19 protein-coding genes are annotated in these 21,895 nt (G+C 71.2%); 3 read left to right on the top strand and 16 right to left on the bottom strand.

The genetic code is table 11. The features are described 5' to 3' along the window. Positions 1 to 170 precede the first annotated feature (170 nt). Positions 171 to 713, top strand: coding sequence for a GNAT family N-acetyltransferase (locus ACXNSR_RS06600; RefSeq protein ID WP_458641212.1), 543 nt, complete (start codon positions 171 to 173; stop codon positions 711 to 713). Here ACXNSR_RS06600 and ACXNSR_RS06605 read toward each other — a convergent pair. The 4 genes from ACXNSR_RS06605 to ACXNSR_RS06620 all read right to left on the bottom strand — a co-directional run bounded on the left by ACXNSR_RS06605 (position 677) and on the right by ACXNSR_RS06620 (position 4,693). Then, on the bottom strand, positions 677 to 1,696 hold the full coding sequence (locus ACXNSR_RS06605; protein ID WP_458641213.1) for an LLM class flavin-dependent oxidoreductase: 1,020 nt from the start codon (positions 1,694 to 1,696) through the stop codon (positions 677 to 679). The genes ACXNSR_RS06600 and ACXNSR_RS06605 overlap by 37 nt on opposite strands. A gap of 13 nt (positions 1,697 to 1,709) precedes the next feature. Further along, on the bottom strand, positions 1,710 to 2,231 hold the full coding sequence (locus ACXNSR_RS06610; protein ID WP_458641214.1) for a hypothetical protein: 522 nt from the start codon (positions 2,229 to 2,231) through the stop codon (positions 1,710 to 1,712). A 1-nt stretch (position 2,232) separates the two neighbouring features. Next, positions 2,233 to 3,168: an alpha/beta hydrolase gene (locus ACXNSR_RS06615; RefSeq protein WP_458641215.1), complete on the bottom strand. Its 936-nt coding sequence runs from the start codon at positions 3,166 to 3,168 to the stop codon at positions 2,233 to 2,235. 112 nt (positions 3,169 to 3,280) lie between these two features. Beyond that, a complete protein-coding gene (locus tag ACXNSR_RS06620) occupies positions 3,281 to 4,693 on the bottom strand; it encodes an MFS transporter (RefSeq protein ID WP_458641216.1) in 1,413 nt (470 codons plus the stop codon). 168 nt (positions 4,694 to 4,861) lie between these two features. Here ACXNSR_RS06620 and ACXNSR_RS06625 point away from each other — a divergent pair, with 168 nt between their 5' ends. Next, positions 4,862 to 5,779, top strand: a complete 918-nt coding sequence (locus ACXNSR_RS06625) for a helix-turn-helix domain-containing protein (RefSeq protein ID WP_458641217.1) — start codon at positions 4,862 to 4,864, stop codon at positions 5,777 to 5,779. 9 nt (positions 5,780 to 5,788) lie between these two features. On the opposite strand, the gene ACXNSR_RS06630 is transcribed toward ACXNSR_RS06625, so the two are convergent. From ACXNSR_RS06630 to ACXNSR_RS06680, 11 genes are all read right to left on the bottom strand, one after another. Next, positions 5,789 to 7,012, bottom strand: a complete 1,224-nt coding sequence (locus ACXNSR_RS06630) for an acyltransferase family protein (protein WP_458641218.1) — start codon at positions 7,010 to 7,012, stop codon at positions 5,789 to 5,791. Positions 7,013 to 7,136: 124 nt separating this feature from the next. Beyond that, a complete protein-coding gene (locus ACXNSR_RS06635; protein ID WP_458641219.1) occupies positions 7,137 to 8,390 on the bottom strand; it encodes an FG-GAP repeat domain-containing protein in 1,254 nt (417 codons plus the stop codon). Further along, a complete protein-coding gene (locus ACXNSR_RS06640; protein ID WP_458641220.1) occupies positions 8,387 to 9,169 on the bottom strand; it encodes a hypothetical protein in 783 nt (260 codons plus the stop codon). Before ACXNSR_RS06640 ends, ACXNSR_RS06635 begins: the two co-directional genes overlap by 4 nt. A gap of 21 nt (positions 9,170 to 9,190) precedes the next feature. Beyond that, a complete protein-coding gene (gene wecB / locus ACXNSR_RS06645) occupies positions 9,191 to 10,387 on the bottom strand; it encodes a non-hydrolyzing UDP-N-acetylglucosamine 2-epimerase (RefSeq protein WP_458641221.1) in 1,197 nt (398 codons plus the stop codon). A gap of 311 nt (positions 10,388 to 10,698) precedes the next feature. After that, the gene (locus tag ACXNSR_RS06650) at positions 10,699 to 12,387 is read right to left on the bottom strand and encodes an FAD-dependent oxidoreductase (protein WP_458641222.1); all 1,689 of its coding nucleotides are present in this window, start codon (positions 12,385 to 12,387) and stop codon (positions 10,699 to 10,701) included. A gap of 6 nt (positions 12,388 to 12,393) precedes the next feature. Beyond that, entirely contained in the window at positions 12,394 to 13,680 is a 1,287-nt protein-coding gene (locus ACXNSR_RS06655) for an MFS transporter (RefSeq protein ID WP_458641223.1), read from the bottom strand. Positions 13,681 to 13,688: 8 nt separating this feature from the next. Continuing rightward, positions 13,689 to 14,474 carry an SDR family NAD(P)-dependent oxidoreductase gene (locus tag ACXNSR_RS06660; protein ID WP_458641224.1) on the bottom strand — a complete coding sequence of 262 codons (786 nt, stop codon included), beginning with the start codon at positions 14,472 to 14,474 and terminating at the stop codon, positions 13,689 to 13,691. Between the two features lie 153 nt (positions 14,475 to 14,627). Further along, positions 14,628 to 16,073 carry an MFS transporter gene (locus tag ACXNSR_RS06665; RefSeq protein ID WP_458641225.1) on the bottom strand — a complete coding sequence of 482 codons (1,446 nt, stop codon included), beginning with the start codon at positions 16,071 to 16,073 and terminating at the stop codon, positions 14,628 to 14,630. Between the two features lie 69 nt (positions 16,074 to 16,142). Beyond that, a complete protein-coding gene (locus ACXNSR_RS06670; RefSeq protein WP_458641226.1) occupies positions 16,143 to 17,114 on the bottom strand; it encodes a ParB/RepB/Spo0J family partition protein in 972 nt (323 codons plus the stop codon). A gap of 201 nt (positions 17,115 to 17,315) precedes the next feature. Next, complete coding sequence (gene galU, locus ACXNSR_RS06675; protein ID WP_458641227.1) at positions 17,316 to 18,221, bottom strand: UTP--glucose-1-phosphate uridylyltransferase GalU; 906 nt, start codon at positions 18,219 to 18,221, stop codon at positions 17,316 to 17,318. Positions 18,222 to 18,278: 57 nt separating this feature from the next. After that, entirely contained in the window at positions 18,279 to 18,884 is a 606-nt protein-coding gene (locus ACXNSR_RS06680) for a TetR family transcriptional regulator (RefSeq protein WP_458641228.1), read from the bottom strand. Between the two features lie 307 nt (positions 18,885 to 19,191). On the opposite strand from ACXNSR_RS06680, the gene ACXNSR_RS06685 reads away from it, so the two are divergent. Beyond that, a complete protein-coding gene (locus ACXNSR_RS06685; RefSeq protein ID WP_458641229.1) occupies positions 19,192 to 20,391 on the top strand; it encodes an IS701 family transposase in 1,200 nt (399 codons plus the stop codon). A gap of 111 nt (positions 20,392 to 20,502) precedes the next feature. Here ACXNSR_RS06685 and ACXNSR_RS06690 read toward each other — a convergent pair whose 3' ends face one another. After that, complete coding sequence (locus ACXNSR_RS06690) at positions 20,503 to 21,870, bottom strand: phosphomannomutase/phosphoglucomutase (RefSeq protein ID WP_458641230.1); 1,368 nt, start codon at positions 21,868 to 21,870, stop codon at positions 20,503 to 20,505. Between the last annotated feature and the right edge of the window lie 25 nt (positions 21,871 to 21,895).

A 21,895-nucleotide genomic window follows, 5' to 3' on the forward strand; every position in this document is an offset into this window, starting at 1 on the left:
CGCACCTCCGCCTTGCCGGCCACGGCACCGGACGCCGCGGGCTCGGCCGACAAGATCCGAAAGAGACGACCCAGGCCGCCCCGGAACCACCGGGCGGATATTCCGGTGAGCGGGTGAACGGCCGCCGGATATCTTGGTACGTCCCGCACCGGCCATGGAGGTCCTCCCGTATGAGCAGCACGACGCCGTCCTTTCCCGACCGGGTGGAGCTGACGGGCGAGGGACTGGTCCTGCGCGACTGGACCGAGGCCGACCTGGCGTCGATGCCCGGGCTCTTCGACCACCCCGACATCGCGTACTGGACGCCGATCGTCTCCCCCTTCGACGACCGGGCCGCCCGCGACCGCCTCGGCCGGGCGCGGGAGCTGCGCAAGGAGGGTAAGGCCCTGCTGCTGGCCATCACCGTCGACGGCGGCGCCCCGCTCGGCGAGGTGATGCTCAAGCGCGCGCCGGAGGGCACGGAGCTCGGGTACGCGCTCGGTCCGGCGCACCGGGGCCGGGGACTGGCCGCCCGGGCCGTGCGGGTGATGGCCGCGTACGCCTTCGAGGAGCTGGGGGTGGACCGGGTGGTCCTGGAGCTGGAGGCCGAGAACGCCTCCAGCGTCGGTGTGGCCACCCGGGCCGGTTTCCGGCTCCTCGACGTTCCGTTGATCACGGGCGAGGAGAAGGGCCGGCCCTACGCGCTCCAGACCTGGGGCCTCGACCGCTCCTGACCCCGCACAGCCGGGCCGGATACTCCCACCGGGTCCGCCGGCCGCGCCTCGTGGGCCCGGAGGCCGAAGGCCTCGGACAGCAGCTCGTACGAGCGCCGGCGGTCCGCCGGGTCGCAGGTCAGGGTGTTGACGATCAGCTCGTCCACGCCGTGGCTCCCGGCGAGGGCCGCCAGTACCGCGGACACCTGCTCCGGTGCCCCGGAGACCAGGGCCGTGCGGTGCACCTTGGCCCGTTCCAGTTCCGCGCCCGTCCAGCGGTGGCGGCGCGTGGTCTCGTACGACGGCAGCGGGCCGTCCTGGCCGAGGTCCTTGCGGGCGCGCCACAGCAGCAGGCTCTGGGCCAGTTCCTCGGCGCGGCCGGCGCTGTCCGCCGTCACCACGCGGACCGCGAGCGCGCCGCCAGGCCGGTCCCCCGTGGCGGTACGGAACTGGGCGCGGTAGTGCTCGAAGGCCTCCTGGCCGCCCGCCGGGGAGAAGAAGTGCCCGAACGCGAACTCGGTGCCGAGCAGCCCGGCCAGCCGCGCCGACTCCCGTCCCGCGCCCAGGAGCCACATCCGCGGCGGCACCGGTGCGTGCGGGACGACTCCGCCCTCGCCCAGTAACGCGCGCAGCTGGGCCAGCCGCTGCGGGAAGTCGCGGGCGGGGCCGCCGGCCCGTCCGATGCCTAGGTCGACGCGTCCCGGGTGGAGGGAGGCCAGTACGCCGAACACCTCGGCCACCTTGGCCGGGTCGTAGCGGGGCAGCAGCACCCCGCCGGTCCCGATGCGCATCCGTGTGGTGTGGGCGAGCAGGGTACCGGCGAGGATCTCGGGCGCGCTGCTCGCGAAGCCGGGCGAGTCGTGGTGTTCGGCGACCCAGTAGCGGGTGTAGCCGAGGTCCTCGGCGGCGCGGGCGAGGTCCACGGAGGCGCGCAGCGCCTGGTCCGGGGTGTGGTCCTCGCCGACCGGGGTCTGGTCGAGTACGGACAGTCGCAGCTTCGTCATGACGGGCCGCCTTTCAGTGCTGGTGGGCGGGGAGGCCGGTGGCGCCCGCCATGGTCGCGGGCACGATCCGGAAGTCCCGTTCGAAGACCAGGTTGTGGAGGTCCGCGGCGGCGATCGCGCGCAGGGTGGGCAGTTCGGCGGCGGCCTGCGCGTCGTCGAAGACGTTCAGCGGCCATTCGGAGACCGTCGCGCCGCGCAGGTGCGGGTGGTGGAAGGAGGCTCCGTAGTGCGCGTACAGCGTCACGGGCGGGATGTCGGCGGCCGACTGCTCGTCCCACCACAGGGTCCAGGCGTGGAAGAGGCTGCGGTCGTCGGCTCGTTGGACGCCGCTGGCGTCGATGACGCCCTGTCCCAGGAGCAGTTCGTCATTGAGCTCGCCGAGCGCCTGGCGGGCGTACGGGTCCAGCAGGCGCGCGGCGGCCCGGAAGTGCTCCTCCTTGTCGGGGCGGGACACGGAGCCGCCGTGGATGCCGTCGCGCAGATCGGCGAAGTGGCGCAGCAGGGCGTCGAGGTTGGGGACGTCGGAGGTGGTCATGTCAGCTCCAGGGAGGGGAGGAGAGAACGTTTTCGGGGCCGTTCGGTGAGATGAGCCGCCGCAGGGCCAGCCCGAGCCAGCCGCGCATCGAGGTCGTCGGGTGCCCGCCCGGGCCGTGGCCGGGCTGCAGGAACGCCCCGTGACCGGTCTGCCGGAACTCCCGCAGGGCGACCTCCACCCCGGCCGCCCGCAACAGGCGCCCGTAGTGGTGCACGTCGTCGCTGACGGGGTCGAGGTCGCCGGTGGCCATCACGGCCGGTGCCACTCCGCGCAGGTCGGCGGCTTCGAAGGGGGTGCTGTGGAGCCGTGTGCCGTCTGCGGCGACCGGCCGGCCCGGGTGCCGGTAGTCCTGCCAGGCCGCTCTCAGGTAGGAGGCCGTGGGGAACATGTCCGGGAAGCGGTGGTACGAGGCCGCCGCGCAGCCGGGGTCCAGCGGCGGGTACGCCAGCACCTGCGCGGCCAGCGGCACCCCGCGGTCGCGGCAGACGAGGGCGGCCGAGGCGGCGAGGGTGCCGCCGGCGCTGTCCCCGCCGACGGCCAGGACGGGCGCGGCGGACGGGACGGGCGCGGCGGACGGGACGGACGCGGCGGACGGGACGGACGGGACGGACGCGGCGGACGGGACTCCGAAAGGCCCGTCCTGCTGTTCCCCGGCCCAGGTCAGGGCGGCCAGGACGTCCTCGACCATGGCCGGGTGGCGTACCTCGGGGGCGAGCCGGTAGTCCACGCTGACCACGCCGAAGCCGGAGTGGCGGGCGAGTTCGGCGGTGGCGCCGTGCCAGTCCTGGGCGGATCCGGCACGCCAGCTGCCCCCGTGGGCCCACACCAGCCAGCCCTGCGGTGAAGCGGTACCGGGCCGGTACACCCGGGCGGGAAGGGGCCCGGACGGGGTGGGCACGGACACCTGCTCCCAGCTGACGACGGTGGGTGTGGCCATCGGGGTTCCTTTCCATCGGTAGCCGGCGCTCGCGCCGGGCCCGGGGCCAACGTTCGCGGCCGGGGCAGGGCTGTCACAAGGCGGAGTTGCCTTAGTGGACGCGCGCACTTCGTCAGCCGGCCTGCTTGCTGCGGAGGAAGAGGACGGTGGTGAGGATGCCGACCACGACGATCGCGGTGTTCACGATGACCGCGGTCGTGATCCCCGCATGGATGTCCGTGTTGGCGGCGGCGATCGCCGACATGATCGGCGTGCCCATCGTGATGCCGACCTGCTGCGTCATCGTCGCCAGACCCGCCGCCATGCCCTGCTCGTGGTCCGGCAGGCCCGTCGTGGCCGTCACCATGAACCCGACGATCACCAGCATGTTGCCGACACCACCGGCGAACGTCGCGATCAGCAGCAGCCACATGCTGGAGGACGTCTCACCCAGTGCGATCAGGCTCAGCGTCGCCACCGCCTGCAGCACACCGCCGGTGATCAGCGTCGACCGTGTTCCCACTGCACCGATCACCCGCGGGGCGACGGAACCGCCGATCACGGTGCCGATGCCCAGCACGCCGAAGGACAGCCCCGCCGTCAGCGGGGAGAAGTCCAGGACCTCCTGGAGGTACAGCGTCATCAGGAAGACCAGGCTGGTCTCGGTGAGGAACGCGATCAGACCCGCGATGTTGCCCCACGCCACCGTCTTCTTCTTCAGCACCGACACCGGCACCAGCGGGGCCGGGCTCTTCGACTCGATCGCGTAGAACACCACCAGCAGCACCACACCCGCCGCCAGCCAGCCCAGCGCCGACGGCGCACCCCAGCCGTGCTCGCCCGCCTGCGTCAGACCGTAGATCAGAGCCAGCAGACCCAGCGTCACCGCCGTCGCACCCGGCACGTCCAGCTTCGGACGCACCGACGGACGCGACTCCTTGATCACCGCAGGAGCGATGAACAACACCGCCAGGGCGACGGGCACGTTGATGAAGAACGCCCACCGCCACGACAGCAGATCCGTCAGGACACCGCCCAGGATCGCGCCCGTCGTGAAGCCGGCCGACATCAGAGCACCGTTGAGACCCAGCGCCTTCTGACGCAGCGGCCCCTCGGGGAACGACGTCGTCAGCAGCGACAGACCCGCCGGCGTCACCGCCGCCGTCGCAAGACCCTGGAACACACGCGCCACCAGCAGCATCTCCGGACTGTTCGCCAGACCACCCGCCAGCGAGGACAGGCCCAGCACCGCCAGACCCACCAGGAACAGCCGCCGCCGACCGAACAGATCCGCCACCCTGCCGAACAACAGCGTGAAACCGGCCGCGCAGAGCGCGAACGACGTCGCGATCCACTGCAGGTTCGACAACGAGAAACCGAGCCCGTCACCGATCACCGGCAACGCCACGTTCAGGATCGAGAAATCGACCGCCAGCATGAACTGCGCCACCAGCAGCACCACGAGAACCAACTTGAGACGGCCGTCCAGCCGGACGGGCCCCTCCGTTCCCGTATCGACGACCCTCGCACCCTCGACGACCGACATCGCGAACCACATCCTCTCGATCACGCAACGAGCTGTTGCGTCATCGACTCTGGACCGGTCGGAAGGGGTTACCCAGCCCCCTGGTGTTGCTGGCGCCGCGCAGGCTAGCACTCCCAGGGCCACCTTCACGGGCAGCGTTCGGCGCCCTCCCCCGGCACACTGGAACGCATGGACACACCGACTGCACTGGGCGAGTTCCTCCGCACTCGTCGCGCCCAGCTCCAGCCCGAGGACGTCGGGCTCCCCTCCCACGGCACCCGTCGGCGCGTGCCCGGGCTGCGGCGTGAGGAGCTCGCCCTCCTGGCCGGCGTGAGCATCACCTACTACACGCACCTGGAGCAGGGGCAAAGCACCAATGCCTCGGACAGCGTCCTCGACGCACTGGCCCGTGCCCTGCGCCTGACCCCGGACGAGCACGCGCACCTGCTGAACCTCGCGCGGCCGCCGCGCGCCAAGCGGGCCCAGTCGCCGCGTCCCGAGTACGCCCGTGCCACCACGCGCCGGCTGATCGCCTCGATGCCGCACGTCCCGGCGGTCGTCCTGGACGGCCGCAACAACGTGCTGGCCTGGAATCCGCTCGGGCACGCCCTGCTCGCGGGGCATGTGGACATCGCGAGCCCCGACGACCCGGCCGTACGCCCGAACCTCACGCGGATGCTGTTCCTGGATCCGCACACCCGGGAGCTCTACACGGACTGGAAGAGCGAGGCCCGGGTCGCCCTGGCGGCCCTGCGCCTGGTCGCCGGGCGCAATCCGGAGGACCGCGCACTCGCCGAACTCATCGGGTCGCTCATGCTGCAGAGCCCCGACTTCGCCTCGCTGTGGTCGAAGCACCCCGTACGGGACTGCACGGTCGGCACCAAGACCCTGCACCACCCGGTCGTGGGCCCGCTGACCCTCGACTTCGAGAACCTGCACCTCACCGACGGCACCAACCACCGGATGCTGCTCTACAGCGCCCCCGAGTCCTCCCCTTCCGACGCCGCGCTGCGCATGCTGTCGAGCCTGACCGCCGGTCCTGCGGCGGTGGGGCACGACAGCGCGAAGCCCGCGTCGGCGGATGCCGACGCGGGCGGGGAGCGGTAGGGCGGCGGGTCAGTCCCGGGCGGCCGCGGTGACCGGGGTCCGGTCGCCGGAGGGTTCGGCGGCCGGGGCGGGTGCCGCGGCGGACGGCGTGCGGGTCCTGGCGCGGCCGAAGCGGCGCATGGCGGGCATCTCGACGAAGCGGAACAGGAGCCAGCCCCCCAGCAGGGACGCCGCGAAGAAGCCCGCGATCACCAGCAGTGCGACCGGGACGCTGTAGGTGTTCTCGCCCAGCAGGGAGCGCAGGTAGAAGATCGTGACGCCCTGGACGAGGTAGAAGCCGAAGGACACCTCGCCCAGCCACACCATGGGCCGGCTGCGCAGGAAGGTGGCCCGGTCGTCCACGTCGGCCTGTGCGGTGGCCCCGATGAGCGCGGCGACCGGGATGATCGTCGCGACGACGAACCCGTACTGGAACGGGGCGACGAGCGCGGCGGCGTAGCCGAGGACCGTGAGCACGAGGGAGACGCCGAAGCCGACGCGGCGCGGCCACAGTCCGGCGAGGACGATCCGGGCGAGCAGGATGCCGAGCACGAATTCGAAGAGCCGGCCGGCCGGAAGCAGGTAGCCGAACCAGAACTGCATCCCGGAGATCGGCGTGATGGTGGACTTCGGGGTGTCGGGGACGAAGTAGGTGGCGACCAGCTGGAGGGCGACCATCCCGGCGATCATCGCGGCGCTCCAGCCCCACAGGGCGGTCCGGCCGCGGAGCCGCCGGATCGGCACGATGAGGGCCGGGAAGAGCATGTAGAAGAGCAGCTCGCTGCCGAGGGACCAGCTGGGCGGGTTGACGCTGAGGTTGACGGTGGGCTGCGGCCACCAGGTGTGGATGAGGAAGAGGTTCGGGAGCCAGTCGGCGACGCCGGTGACGGCCGAGCCTGCGAAGAGGACCATCGCGGCGGCGAAGACGACGAGATGGTTGGGGAAGATCTTCAGCAGTCGGCGGCGGAGGAAGGCGGTGACGCGCTCGCCGGGCTTGGCGGCCCAGGCGAGGACGAAGCCCGAGAGGACGAAGAAGAAGGAGACTCCCAGGTAGCCGGCCTTGCCGAAGGCGGTGGAGAACCCGTCCGCGATGCCGGCGTCGGCGAAGGGGTTGATGGGCGCGTTCGGCGGGATCGGGGAGTCGGTGAGGGATGAGTGGAAGAAGAAGACGGAGAGTGCGGCGAAGAACCGCAGGCCGGTCAGTGAGGGCAGTTTCGCCCGCTTCGCGGCGTCGGGGGACGTCGTGGAGGCCACAGGGAATCGCTCTTTCGGAAGTGGGTTTCGTCGGGGACGGCCCGGGACCGTGCTCCGCGGTGCGGTGCGCGGTCCCGGTGGCGCGAAGAGGCGTACGGGACTGTCCGGTGGGGCCGGGTGCCGGCTACTGGTCGATCTCGTTGCGGTAGACCATGAGCTTGGCGTCCTTGGCCACGTAGTAGTTCTGGACGGAGTACGCGATGGTCGCGAAGTCGAGGCGGCCGTCCCCGTTGAAGTCGGCGGTGGCGATGCGGGCGACGGATTCCTCGGAGACCCGCCACTTGGCCCAGACACCGTTGGCCGCGTCGATCGCCTTGTAGTACATGACGCCCTGCCAGGGCCACGGTCCGCGCAGGGCCACGAGGAACTCCTCGTCGCCGTCGCCGTCGAAGTCGGCGCAGACGATCTGGTGGCCGGGGCCCTCGCCGTTCTCGTTGGGGTCGCCGTACACGTCGAGCAGGACCCGGTTCCAGCCCTCGCCAGCCTCGGCCTTCGTGTAGACGGCGACGGTGTTGCCGTGGAAGGGCTCGATCGCGGCGACGTACGCCATCGGGTCGTCGCCGAGCCGGCCCGCGTTGAGGTCGCCGCTGCCGCGGAAGCCGGTCTGCTCGAACTGGGTGAGCTCACCCGTGCCGATCAGCTCGCGGACCCACTCCTGGCGGGCTTCGTCGAACCAGAGCCAGGTGACGCCCTCGTCGGAGGCCAGCAGCAGGGATTCGAGGTCGGAGCCGGGGATCAGGCCCTTCTTCTTCTCGGCGCCGTGGATCATCCGGAAGTGGCTGTCGTCGATGACGGTCATCGGCCACTCCTGCGCCGTGTGCACGTCGTCGGGCTGGGTGAACAGCACCACGGGCAGTACGGCGTGGACGTCCTCCTTGGCGACGATCGGCAGGCCGATGATCTGGAGCCGGTCGGTGCGGGTGAAGTGGCCGGCGCGCAGCCGGTGCATACCGGTGGCGCGGCCGACGTAGTGGCGCTTCCAGCGGGACTCGTCCTTGTCGGGGGTGCCCGGGTTCTCCAGCCAGTCGATCTTTCCGCCTTCGGTGTTGGCGTCGTGGATCGTGCCGATCGGGCCGTAGAGGTCGTAGCAGACGATGACGTCGGGGTGGCCGTTGCCGCTGACGTCGGCGAAGTCGGCGCCGACCGGCATCTTGATGCGGTCGGCTATCAGCCGGCGGGTCCAGTCGCCGTCGTTGGCGTACCAGTAGATCTCGCCGAGCCGCAGTCCGTAGCCGAACAGGTCGGGCTTGCCGTCGCCGTTGATGTCGGGCGCCTCCAGCCAGTAGCCGTCGCGGAGCTGGTCGGCGACGACCTCGGCGGTGAACTTCGGGGCGCGCAGGACGGGCTCGGAGTGCTTGCCGGTGCCGGTGGTGGTCATGAGTGGTTCTCCAGGGTGGTGAGGGCGGTCGCGGGGCGGAGCGTGCGCAGCGCGCGGGGTACGGGGTGGTACTCGATGGCGAGCCAGATGCAGTCGGTGTCGGCCCGGTACTGGTGCCAGGGGTAGTGGTAGGTGCACTGGGGGCCGGTGGCGCAGAAGGGGTCCGGGGTGGTGTAGCCGGGGCTCATCAGGACGTCCTGGTAGAGCGAGGCGTGGTCGCGGTCCCGGAAGCGCTGCATCCGGCCCAGGCCGTGGACCTGGGTGTGGACCTCGATGAAGTCGTGGCTGTTGTGGACGGCGCAGTCGGTGCCGGCGGGCGAGAACCAGAGGTTGGCGCGGACGTTGAACTCGCGCAGGTCCATGGCGCTCTCGCGCTCGCCGAGTACGTGGGCCGGGTCGAACAGGACGGTGTTGATGTCGTCCTGGGGGCTGCGGTGGAGGGCGGTCTCGCGGGGGAATTCCCCGGGGCCGAGGAGGTCGGCGAGGTGGGACCAGCCGGGTTCCGCGGTGATGCCGGTGATGTCGGTGCCGTCGGGGGCGGTGCGCAGGAGGAGGAGCGCGTCGGCCTTCTCGATGCGGGTGTCGGCGAGGACGGTCGAGGAGAGCGGGGGGATGGTCTTGCGCGGTGTCTCCGCGATGGTCACGGGCGTCACGCCGGGGTTGACGACGATGGTGCGGCCCTCGACGGTGTAGTCCACTGCGTCGCGGACGAGCGCGGCCCTCAGGTACGGGGTGCTGAAGTTCAGGGGGCGTTCGACGGCGGACGGGGTGGCGCTCATGCGGCGGTTCCTCTCCGGGGTTCAGGTGCGGGCGAAGTCGGCCGTGCGGGCGAGCTCGACGCTGAGCTCGTCGACGGCGCTGTCGGGGACGAAGGGCTCGGGCGCGGGTCCCAGGCCGAAGAAGTGGGCGAGCGCGGCGACCGTGCGGGTGGTGGCCCGTCCGTCGCCGTACGGGTTGGCGGCGGTGGCCATCCGGTCGTACTCGGCCCGGTCGCGCAGCAGTTGCAGGGTGCGGGTGACGATGCCCTCGGTGGCCGTTCCGACCAGGCAGGCGGTGCCGGCGACGATGGCCTCGGACCGCTCGGTGACGTCGCCGAGGACGAGCGTGGGCTTGCCGAGCGCGGGCCCTTCCTCCTGGCTGCCGCTGCTGTCCGAGACGATGACGTCGGCGCGGCCCATGAGCTTGCAGAAGCTGAGGTAGGGCAGCGGGTCGACGACGGTGATGCTCGGGTGGCTGCCGATGTGCGGGAGGAGCGCCTCGCGGACGACGGGGTTGCGGTGCAGCGGGACGACGACGCGCACACCGGGCTCGTCGGCGATGCGGGCCAGGGCCCGGCCGATCTGCGGCAGGTGCGGCCACGCCTCGCGGCGGTGCGCGGAGGCCAGGACGATCCGGCGCGGGTCGGTGTCGAGGTCGGCCAGGGCCGGGTCGCCGTAGCTCTCGGCGCGGCCGCTGGCCCAGCGCAGGGCGTCGATGACGGTGTTGCCGGTGACGGTGATCGTGTCGGCGGCGATGCCCTCGCGCAGCAGGTTGGCCAGGTTGCCGGGGGTGGGGGCCAGGTGGAGGGCGGCGACCTGGGCGACGAGGCGTCTGTTGCCCTCTTCGGGGAAGGGCGAGCCGAGCCGGCCGCTGCGCAGTCCGGCCTCGACGTGGACGACGGGGATCCGCAAGTGGAATCCGGCCAGGGCTCCGGTGAGGGTGGTGGCGGTGTCGCCGTGGACCAGGACGGCGTCGGCGGGCGCGGTGGCGAAGTAGTCCTCCAGGCCGCGCAGTGAGCGGTAGGTGACCTGGGAGAGGGTCTGCTTGGGGGCCATCACTTTCAGGTCGACGTCGGCGGTGAGGCCGAAGTCGTCGAGGGTCTCGTCCAGCATCTGGCGGTGCTGCCCGGTGGAGATCACGACGGGCTCGAAGCGCGGGTCGTCCTGGAGGGCGCGGATGACGGGCGCGAACTTGATGGCTTCCGGCCGGGTGCCGAGGACTACGGCGACGGAACGCATGGCTTCCTCTGCTTTCTGTGCTTTCTGACGCGTGGGAAATCGAGCCGTGGCGGTGCGTGCGAGGGTGCGGGTGCGCGGCACGGCGATGTGCCGCGGGCCTGTCGGGAGGTGATGTGGCCAGGGGATCGGATCTCACTGCGAGGGGCCTTTTCGGCTGCCCTCTTCCGGCCAGGACACAGCTTTCCCGGAGCCGGCCGGGGAGTCAACGAACGCCCCCGGCCACTCGAACGGCCGGCCGGGAACGACAGAAGCCCCGCACTCCGGAGACCGGAGTACGGGGCTTGTGACCAGGGATTACGGGTGGGACGGGGTCAGCCTCGGGCAGGCTTGATCGACATCGAGTGACGGAAGAAGTCGGACGGGTCGTACTTCCTCTTCACCTGCTGCAGGCGCGGGTAGTTGTCCTTGTAGTAGAGCGTCTGCCAGGGCACGCCGGACCTGTTGCGACGGGGGTCGGTGATGTCACGGTCGGGGTAGTTGATGTAGCAGCCGTCGGTGCTGTCGTCGATCAGCGGTACGCCGCCGGTCGCCGAGAAGAAGTCCTCGTACAGGTCGCGCAGCCAGCCCAGGTAGAACGCGTCCTCGCCCTCGTCCTGCCAGAACGTCTGGAAGCACATCTTGAAGATGGACGAGCGCTGCGCGTTCGCCGTCGCGTCGGGCGCCATGGCGTTGACCTGCCCGCCGAAGGAGAAGAGCACCAGCATGGTGTCCGGGTTCTTGAAGTCCGGCCGGCTCATGTACCGGTACAGCGCGGAGATCTGATGGTCGGTGAAGTTCTTGCGCATGTACGCGGACTTGTGCGCGCCGCGTGAGGTCGGGTTGGTGATGACCGGGTTGTTGGTGCCGACCAGTCTGGTCGCCTGGAGCCAGGGCAGGGTCCTGGGCTCCGCGAACTGTGGCATGGCGGGCAGCTCACCGGTGGGGCGGGTGAGTGCCTTCGGGGTGACTCCCGTGCCGGCCGTGATGGCCGCCAGGTAGTCGTCGAGCAGTTTTCTCGCGTTCGGCACGGTCGCGTCGACCTGGGTGAACATGCCCAGGCTGCCGTGCGCCTTGGAGCTGACGTTGAACAGGCTGGAGAGGTTGCGGTACGGGGAGTCGGGCGCGCTGTTGGCGGCGTGCCAGGCACCGAAGTTCTTCAGCAGCCGGGTGAACTTCGCCTCCGTCAACTGCTCCCAGGGGAAGTCGACGGCGCTCACCAGGACCTTCGACGGCGGGGATATCAGCTGTTCGGAGGGTTCGGATCCGGTGGCGCCCGGGGAGCGGAACCAGTAGCGGGTCACCAGGCCGAAGTTGCCGCCGCCTCCGCCGGTGTGCGCCCACCACAGGTCCCGGTTCGGGTCGTTCTTCTCCCGGGTGGCCACGACGGTGCGTACGCCGCCCTTCCCGTCCGTCACCACGACCTCCACGGCGTAGAGGTGGTCGACGACCAGGCCGTGGGCCCGGGAGAGCAGTCCGTAGCCGCCGCCGGCTATGTGCCCGCCGGCACCGACGCTGTAGCAGATGCCGCCGGGGATGGTGACGCCCCAGCCCTTGTAGAGGGCCTCGTACACGTTGATCAGGCGGGCGCCCGCTTCGACTTCGAACGCGCGGAACTTCGGGTCGTAGCCGACGTGCGTCATCTCCGAGAAGTCGATGATGACCTGGGTGCCCGAGTGGGCGGCGAAGTCGGCGAAGCAGTGGCCACCGCTGCGCACCGAGACCCGCTTGCCCGCCCGGACCGCGTCTCTGAGCGCGCGTTCGGCGTCCGCGGTCGAGCGGACCATCTTGATGTAGTCCGGGCGGGCCACGAAGCGCTGGTTGTTTCCGGTGGTGAGCATTTCGTAGCGCGGGTCCCCCGGCCTGACGACGGACCCGGTCCCGGCCGCAGCGGCGCGGGCCGCGTCGCCGGGGGCGCTGGTGGCGGCTGCCGCCACGGGGCCGGACAGGGCGCCGGCCACCGCGGCGCCTCCGACGACGGCCGCGCTGCGGGCGAGCATGGTCCGGCGATCGACACCGTTCATATGCGTCTACCTCGAATTCTGTTCGACGATGGAGTGGGTGCCGGATCCGGCACCCGGTGCGTTCGTGAGTGGTGCGGTGGGGAGCTCCGCGCCGGGCCGCGGATGCGGCCCGCCGCGCCCGCCGCTCCCACGGCTGTCCCGGCTGCCGTGGCCGCGGCGGTCGAGACGACCGGAGAGCGCCGCGGTGCCCAGACCGGCCGCGGCCAGTCCGGCACCGATCCAGGTCGGCGAGGTCCATCCGAGGCCGTGGGCGACGGCGAGGCCGCCGAGCCAGGCTCCGAGGGCGTTGCCGAGGTTGAAGGCCGCGATGTTCGCCGCGGAGGCGAGGGCCGGGGCCCCGGCGGCCTGCTGCATCACACGGGCCTGCAGCGGTGGCACCGTCGCGAATCCGATCGCCCCGAAGGCGGCCAGGGTGATCGCGGCGGGCACGGCGGCGCGCGAGGTGAAGGTGAAGATCACCAGGACCAGGCAGAGGCCGCCGAGGATGAGGTACAGGCTGGGCATCAGGGCCCGGTCGGCGGCCCGGCCGCCGAGTACGTTGCCCACGCACAGCCCGACACCGAAGAGGACGAGGAGCCAGGCGACCGCGCCGTCGGAGAAGCCGGCCAGCTCCGTCATCATCGGCGCGAGGTAGGTGAAGGAGGCGAAGACCCCGCCGAATCCGAGGACGGTGGTCGTCAGCGCCAGCCACACCTGGGGTCGGCGGAAGACGGCGAGTTCACCGCGCAGGGCTCCGCGTTCCGGCGCGGGCTGTGCCGGGACCAGGGTGATCAGACCGAGCAGTCCGACGACTCCGATGCCGGTGACCGCCCAGAAGGTGGAACGCCAGCCGAACTCCTGGCCCAGGAAGGTGCCCAGCGGTACGCCGAGCACGTTGGCCAGGGTGAGGCCGGTGAACATGAGGGCGATGGCGCTGGCCCGCCGGTCGGGTGCCACCAGGTCGGCTGCCACGACGGAGCCGATCCCGAAGAACGCGCCGTGCGTGAGGGCGGCGATCAGCCGGCCGCCCATGAGGGCGTTGTAGTCGCCGGCCAGGGCGCAGAGCAGATTGCCGGCGATGAAGACGGCCATGAGGACGGCGAGCATGGTCTTGCGCGGCAGCCGGGCACCGGCCGCGGTCATCAGCGGTGCGCCGACGACCACGCCGAGGGCGTATCCGGTGACCAGCATGCCGGCGGAGGGGATGGAGACGGACAGGTCGTCGGCGACCTCCGGGAGCAGGCCGACGATGACGAACTCGGTCGTCCCGATGCCGAAGGCACCTATGGCGAGGGCGAGGAGGGAAGCGCGCATCGGCCCGGTCAGACCTGTCGCAGGGCGCCGCCGTCGACGCTCCACTCGGCGCCGGTGACCTGCCCCGCGAGGGGTGAGAGCAGGTACGCGATGACGCCGGCGACGTCTTCGGGGGTTCCGATGCGGCCGCTGGGGAGTCGGCGCACCTCGCGGATGAAGTGATCCACGGCCTCGTCGGCCGGGAGGCCGAACCGCTCGCCGAGCTGCTCGGCGAACCCGCCGGGAGCGTCGAAGAGCGCGGTCCGGGTGGGCCCGGGCGAGACCACGTTGGAGCGCACCCCGCGTACGCCGAACTCCGCGGCGAGGGACTTGGAGAGGGAGAGCAGCGCCGTCTTGGTGGCGGCGTAGTCGACGATGCCCGGGTCGGGGAAGCGGGCGGCCTCGCTCGCGATGTGTACGAGGGCACCCGCTCCGCTGTCCAGGAGCGCGGGGAGGGCCGCGCGGGTCATGCGGACCACGGAGTGGAAGTTGACCTCGAAGGTGCGCTGCCACTGCTCGTCGGTCACGTCGAGGAAGCCGGTACGGGACTCCAGCGCGCCGACGTTGTTGACGAGGCCGTCGAGCCGGCCGTGGCGTTCGATGACCGTGTCGGCCACGTGGCGCGCGGCGTCGGGGTCGGTGAGGTCGGCGGCGACGGTGCTGACCCGGTCGCCGAGGGCTTCGGTGCTCCAGGGCTTGCGGGCGACGCCGACGACGGTGGCGCCCTCGGCCGCGAGGAGGCGGACGGCTGCCTCGCCGATTCCGGACGACGCGCCGGTCACGAGGTACACGCGGTCTTCGATACGGAGGTCCATCACGTTCCTTGAGAAGAGGAGACCTTGGGGAGGGAGACCTGGGGAGGGAGACCTGGGGAGGGAGACCTGGGGAGGGGGCGCCCCGGCACGGTCGGGGGGGGAAGGAGGCCGTGCCGGGGCGCCTCTGGGGGGGGGAAGGGCCGGTCAGGGGGTTCAGCCGGCGGCGGCGAGGTCCTTCGCGGCCTTGTTCCGGAGGAAGAGGACGGTGGTGAGGATGCCGACCACGACGATCGCGGTGTTCACGATGACCGCGGTCGTGATCCCCGCATGGATGTCCGTGTTGGCGGCGGCGATCGCCGACATGATCGGCGTGCCCATCGTGATGCCGACCTGCTGCGTCATCGTCGCCAGACCCGTCGCCATGCCCTGCTCGTGGTCCGGCAGACCCGTCGTCGCAGTCACCATGAACCCGACGATCACCAGCATGTTGCCGACACCACCGGCGAACGTCGCGATGAGCAGCAGCCACATGCTGGAGGACGTCTCACCCAGCGCCACCAGGCTCAGCGTCGCCACCGCCTGCAGCACACCGCCGGTGATCAGCGTCGACCGTGTTCCCACCGCACCGATCACCCGCGGGGCGACGGAACCGCCGATCACCGTGCCGATGCCCAGCACACCGAAGGACAGACCCGCCGTCAGCGGCGAGAAGTCCAGGACCTCCTGGAGGTACAGCGTCATCAGGAAGACCAGGCTGGTCTCGGTGAGGAACGCGATCAGACCCGCGATGTTGCCCCACGCCACCGTCTTCTTCTTCAGCACCGACACCGGCACCAGCGGGGCCGGGCTCTTCGACTCGATCGCGTAGAAGACGACCAGCAGCACCACACCCGCCGCCAGCCAGCCCAGCGCCGACGGCGCACCCCAGCCGTGCTCGCCCGCCTGCGTCAGACCGTAGATCAGAGCCAGCAGACCCAGCGTCACCGCCGTCGCACCCGGCACGTCCAGCTTCGGACGCACCGACGGACGCGACTCCTTGATCACCGTCGGGGCGATGAACAACACCGCCAGGGCGACGGGGACGTTGATGAAGAACGCCCACCGCCACGACAGCAGATCCGTCAGGACACCGCCCAGGATCGCGCCCGTCGTGAAGCCGGCCGACATCAGAGCACCGTTCAGGCCGAGGGCCTTCTCACGGAGCGGACCCTCGGGGAACGAGGTGGTGAGAAGGGACAGGCCGGCCGGCGTCACCGCGGCGGTCGCCAGCCCCTGGAACACCCGCGCCGCGATCAGCATCTCCGGCGACGTCGCCAGACCGCCCACGAGCGAGGACAAGCCCAGCACCGCCAGACCCACCAGGAACAGCCGCCGCCGACCGAACAGATCCGCCACCCTGCCGAACAACAGCGTGAAACCGGCCGCGCAGAGCGCGAACGACGTCGCGATCCACTGCAGGTTCGACAACGAGAAACCGAGCCCGTCACCGATCACCGGCAACGCCACGTTCAGGATCGAGAAATCGACCGCCAGCATGAACTGCGCCACCAGCAGCACCACCAGCACCAACCTCAGACGCCCGTCCAGACGAACGGGCCCCTCGGCTCCTCCCCCCTCCCCTGAACCCGCGTCAACACGCGCTCCCTCGACAACCGACATCGCCATACATCCTTTCGATCACAACTGAGGCCTTCGACTCGAAGGCCGGTACTCGCCGGGGAAGCCGGCTCAGGCAGGGGTTTGCGCCGAGGCCCGGCGCCGGAGCTCTTCGGACAGTTCCTGCCAGTCCCGTGCGCACTGGGCCGCCGCGGCGGCCGCCGTCTCCACGCGGTACGGGGGTATCGCGGCGACGATCCGCTCCCACTGGCGCAGTCCGCTCACCTGGAGGTCGAGCATGCGGAGCAGGAGCCTGCCCGCATCGCTCAGCCTGAGCAGGGGGTCCTTGCACAGGCTGGTGACCAGTACGGGCAGTGGCTGCCCCCGGACCCGGGCGGGGACCGGAGGCGGTACGGGGGCGGGGGTGTTGCCGGAGCGCCGCTGGGCGGCCGGTACGGGGTCCGCGCCCGCCACGATCCGGCGCCGCACGTCCCGCACGGTCGAGGGTGCGATGCCCGCCTCACGGGCGATCTGCCGCAGCGACGCGGTGGGCCGACCGGCCAGCAGCCGGGCCGCGGTCTCCCGGCCGCGGACCGGGTCGGCCGGCCGGACGCGGCCGTCCTGGCCGACGCGGCCCGGCGGTTCGGGCCCCGGAGCCGCGCGGCGGCGGAGCGCCCCGACGGTCTTGCCCGCCAGCCCGGCCCGCCGCGCGATACCGCGGTCGGACCAGTCGGGGTGGGACCGCAGGATCCGCAGCGCCGCGGCGGTCCGCTCGGCGTGGGTCAGCGGGAGCCCGTGACTGGTGTTGGCCTCGACCGAGAGCACGAACGCGTCCTCGGCACTGCCGTCGAAGTACGTCACCCCCACCGTGTCCTGCCCGCGCAGTACGGCGGCCCGCAACCGGTGCGTGCCGTCGATGATCCGCATGGTGGGGCGGTGCACGAGCAGCGGCGGCAGGGTCCGGCCGGACTGGGCGAGGGCCTGTGCATGGCTCTCGTCCACCTGGACGGTGCGGGGGGAATCCGCGGCGCGCAGTGCGCCGACCGGTACCTCGGCCGCGGCGCCGGGGGTCTGCGTCGCGTGCCGCGGGTTCGGCTTGTCCATGAAGTTCACCTCCTTCCGTGCACTCGGTGCTTCGGGCGCCGCTCCGTTCGGTGGGGCGGCCCCGGGGAAGAAATTACGTAATTACCGTTCGGTAACCCATCGGGAGGCCGAACCCCACTGAGATCTGGGCAAGTTGGCGCGGGAATGCCTGGTGGGGGTGGGCGACCGCGGAAGTTCCCCGGTCGCCCACCGAGCGGCCGCTCAGACCCCGACGAGCTCTTCCGACCGCACGAACTCCCGCAGCCAGGCGAGGAATTCGGGTCCCAGGTCGGCGCGCTCGCAGGCGAGCCTGACCGTCGCGCGCAGGTACTCGGCGCGGTCCCCGGTGTCGTAGCGCCGGCCGGAGAAGACGACGCCGTGCACGGGGCGTCCGGCCCGGACCAGCGTGCGCAGCGCGTCCGTGAGCTGGATCTCCCCGCCGCGCCCCGGGGCGGTGTTCCGCAGGACCTCGAAGATCTCGGGGTCGAGGAGGTAGCGGCCGATGACGGCCAGGTTGCTGGGCGCGGTACCGGGCTCCGGCTTCTCCACCAGCTCGGTGATGCGTACGCCGTCACCGTCGGCCGACCGCTCCACCGCGGCACATCCGTACAGGTGGATCGCCTGCGGATCCACTTCCATGAGGGCCACGACGCTGCCGCCGAGCCGCTCCCGCACCTCGGTCATACGGGCGAGCAGCGGGTCGCGGGGGTCGATCAGGTCGTCGGCCAGGAGGACGGCGAAGGGCTCCCGGCCGACGTGGGGCGCGGCGCACAGGACTGCGTGCCCGAGGCCCTTGGGGTCCCGCTGGCGCACGTAGTGGATGTCGGCGAGTTCGGTGGAGGCGCAGACGCTCCTGAGTTTGTCCTGATCACCCCGGCGCTGGAGGGACTCCTCCAGCTCGTAGTTGCGGTCGAAGTGGTCCTCCAGCGGCCGCTTGTTGCGTCCGGTGACCATGAGGATGTCGGACATCCCCGCCGCGACGGCCTCTTCCACCACGTACTGGATGGCCGGCTTGTCGACCACCGGAAGCATTTCCTTCGGGGTGGCCTTGGTCAGCGGGAGGAATCGGGTGCCGAGTCCCGCGGCGGGGATCACCGCTTTGGTTATCCGGTGAGGTGTGGAATTCATGCCACCGAGGCTAGGGCGAACCGCGCCCCGCTGGCTTGAATTACCCTGCTTCTTCTTCTACTTGGGCATTTCCGGGTCCGCCGGAGCCGCAATGCCCCGACGGACGAGCCGCCACAGCTCCCCGAGCTCACCGGTCACCGCGCCGGGGCGCTCGACCCGGCCGCCCCGGCGCACCCGGGTGACGACACCGCCCACGAGGTGCGCCGTCAGCAGGGTGACCGGGCGCGGATCGACCTCGGGGTCCAGCTGGCCCTGCGCGGCCGCCTGTTCGAGCAGTTCCTTGACGTCAGGGAGCCAGCAGCCGCACCAGTCGGGTCCGGCGCCCACCCGCTCCTGGGTCAGCCGCGCCGCGGCGCGCACGGCCGCGTCCGTCTCGATCAGCCTGCCGAGAGCGAGGACGAGCGCGGAAACGGTGTCCAGCGGCGGGCCGCCGCGGGCCGTCACCCCCTCGACCACCCTGCGGGTGGCCGCGCGCCCCGAATCCTCGACGGCGGAGGCCAATTCCCCCTTCGCCGCGAAGTGAAAGGTGAGTGCTCCGATCGAAATTCCGGCGGAACGGCTCAGCCGGGAGAGCGAGGTCCCGTCGTACCCATTGAGGTCGAATTCAGCGGCGGCCACCGAGATCAGATGATTACGGGTGCGTACGCCGCGTTCTTGCTTCACCACTGCACTATCACTGCCATCCAGGTCGTTCCTCACTCGCCATTGCGCCCCGCACGGAGATGGCTGCCTCCAGCGTCGCCCCGGCGCCCGGCGCCGACAACGCCGACTTGACGAAGAAGCGCCCGTACCCCGGCTCCCCGGGGGACGGCACGGCACGGCTGCGGCACGGGCGCCGCAGGCCTCCGGATCCAACGTGCCGAAGTCGTGGGCGGAGCGCCATGGGTTCACTAGAAAAAAAACGAACGTTCTGTATTCTATGACCACTAACGACGGCGCATGCCGACGTCCGCAGTGGAGGGGGAGACAGATGACGGCACGGACGAGGACCAGAGCCCTGACTGCCGGTGACACCGCCCTGGCCGACTTCACGGAACGCCTCTTCGGTCACTTACCGCGAGCCGACCAGCGGCGCTGGGCCCGGGTCTACCTGCAGGGTCTGCTCACCACCCCGGGGAAGAAGTCCGTACGCCGGCTCGCGGCCTCCGTCACCGAGTCGCCCACCGCGTCACAGTCGCTGCAGCAGTTCATCAACGCCAGCCCCTGGGACTGGGGTCCGGCCCGCACGGAACTGCTCCGATGGGTGGAGGAACGGCACCCCGTGCGGGCCTGGACGATCGGGCAGGTGTGCTTCCCCAAGCGCGGTGAGCACTCGGTCGGGGTGCACCGCCGCTTCGACCCCGTCGCCGGACGCATCGTCAACTGCCAGCTGGGCTTCTGCCTCTTCCTGTCCCTGGACGGCATGAGTGTGCCCGTCGACTGGCGGCTGGCGCTTCCCGAGGCGTGGGTGCAGGATCCCGTGCTGCGCCGCCGGGCACGCATCTGCCCCGAGGCCGTCCATCAGACCCCGGAGGCCCTCGTACTGGAGCTCGTCGACTCGATCGCCGCCCGCACCTCGTCGGCGCATCCGCCGGTGGTCGCCGATCTGAGCCGCCTCGGCAATGCCGCCGCGCTGATCGGCGTGCTCGGCCGCCGCGGACACGACTTCCTGGTGTCCGTACCGCCTGCCCTGACGGTCCGTGCCGCCGCCCTGGCGCCGGGCGTCGGCCACGCGCGCACGCGGGGGCGCGGCGGGACGACCGCGGGCGAATTCGCCCGGCTGGGCAACACCAGCCACCCGTACACCGCGCCTCTCGCCGGCCCCGGCGGCCGTCCGCAGCAGCAGCGCATCCACTCGGCGCTGGTCCGGGTGCCCGAGGGGGAATCGGGCGGGCCGGGGGCGCAGCGGATCTACCGGCTGTTCGGCGAACGGCGGCCGGACCGGCGGGGCGGTGGCCCCGTCTGGCTCACCAATATGAACCGCCACCGGATGGACGACCTGCTGCACCTGGTGCGGGAGGCGGCCCGGTCCGGCGCGGTGCTCGGCTCACTGGCCGACGACTTCGGCCTCCTCGACTTCGAGGGGCGGTCCTTCCCCGGCTGGCACCACCACATGACGCTGATGTCGGCGGCGTACGCGTACGCGGTCGCGGTGCGGGAGCAAGCGGAGCCCGGGCGGCGGTCCGCCTGAGCGGGTGGGGCTCCGGGCTCCGCCCCGGCCCTCCCCCAGCTACCGCTGGGAGGTGCCCCCTGCTCGAACGCCGGCGGGGCTGGAGTGGGCGGAGCCCGGCCTGGATCGGGGTCAGGCGCGGATGAGGGCCAGGGCCTCGTCGCGGACCTTGGCCAGGGTGGCCTCGTCACGGGCCTCCACGTTCAGCCGCAGCAACGGCTCGGTGTTCGACGCACGCACGTTGAACCACCAGTCGGCCGCCGTCACCGTCAGACCGTCCAGCTCGTCCAACGTGACACCCTCGACGTCACCGAAGGCCTCCTTCACCGCCGCCAGCCGCGCCGCCTGATCACCCACCGTGGAGTTGATCTCCCCCGAACCCGCGTAACGGTCGTAGGAAGCCACCAGCCCCGACAGCGGACCCTCCTGACCGCCCAGCGCCGCCAGCACGTGCAGCGCCGCCAGCATGCCCGTGTCCGCGTTCCAGAAATCCTTGAAGTAGTAGTGCGCCGAGTGCTCACCACCGAAGATCGCACCCGTCTTCGCCATCTCCTCCTTGATGAAGGAATGACCCACCCGCGTGCGGACCGGCGTGCCGCCGTTCTCCCGCACGACCTCCGGCACCGACCACGAGGTGATCAGGTTGTGGATCACGGTGCCCGACCCGCCGTTGCGGGCCAGCTCACGCGCCGCGACCAGGGCGGTGATCGCCGACGGCGACACCCCGACACCCCGCTCGTCCACGATGAAGCAGCGGTCCGCGTCACCGTCGAACGCGATGCCCAGATCCGCACCCTCCGCCAGGACACGGGCCTGGAGGTCCACGATGTTCTTCGGATCCAGCGGGTTCGCCTCGTGGTTCGGGAACGTCCCGTCCAGCTCGAAGTACATCGGCACCACATCCAGCGGCAGACCCTCGAACACCGTCGGGACCGTGTGACCGCCCATCCCGTTGCCCGCGTCCACGACCACCTTCAGCGGCCGGATCGACCCCAGGTCCACCAGACCCTTGAGGTGCGCGGCATAACCGGGAAGCGAGTCCAGCTCCGTCACCGTCCCGGGGACGGTGCCCTCGGGGACCGCGGGGGCGCCCTCGTCCGACCACTTCTCCACCAGCGCCCGGATCTGCGACAGACCCGTGTCCTGACCCACCGGAGCCGCACCCGCACGGCACAGCTTGATCCCGTTGTACTGCGCCGGATTGTGCGAGGCCGTGAACATCGCACCCGGCAGACCCAGCGAACCCGACGCGTAGTACAGCTGGTCCGTCGAACACAGACCGATCAGCGTCACATCCACCCCACGCGCCGCCGCACCCCGCGCGAACGCCCCCGACAGACCCGGCGACGACGGACGCATGTCATGACCGATCACGATCGCCGCAGCGCCCACGACCTCCACGAACGCGGCACCGAACAGCTCGGCCAGGGACTCGTCCCACTCGTCCGGCACGACGCCACGCACGTCATACGCCTTGACGATGTTCGAAAGATCGGACATTTCCACTCCTTCAGGGGTGACCGGC

Source organism: Streptomyces sp. NC-S4 (assembly GCF_054353315.1).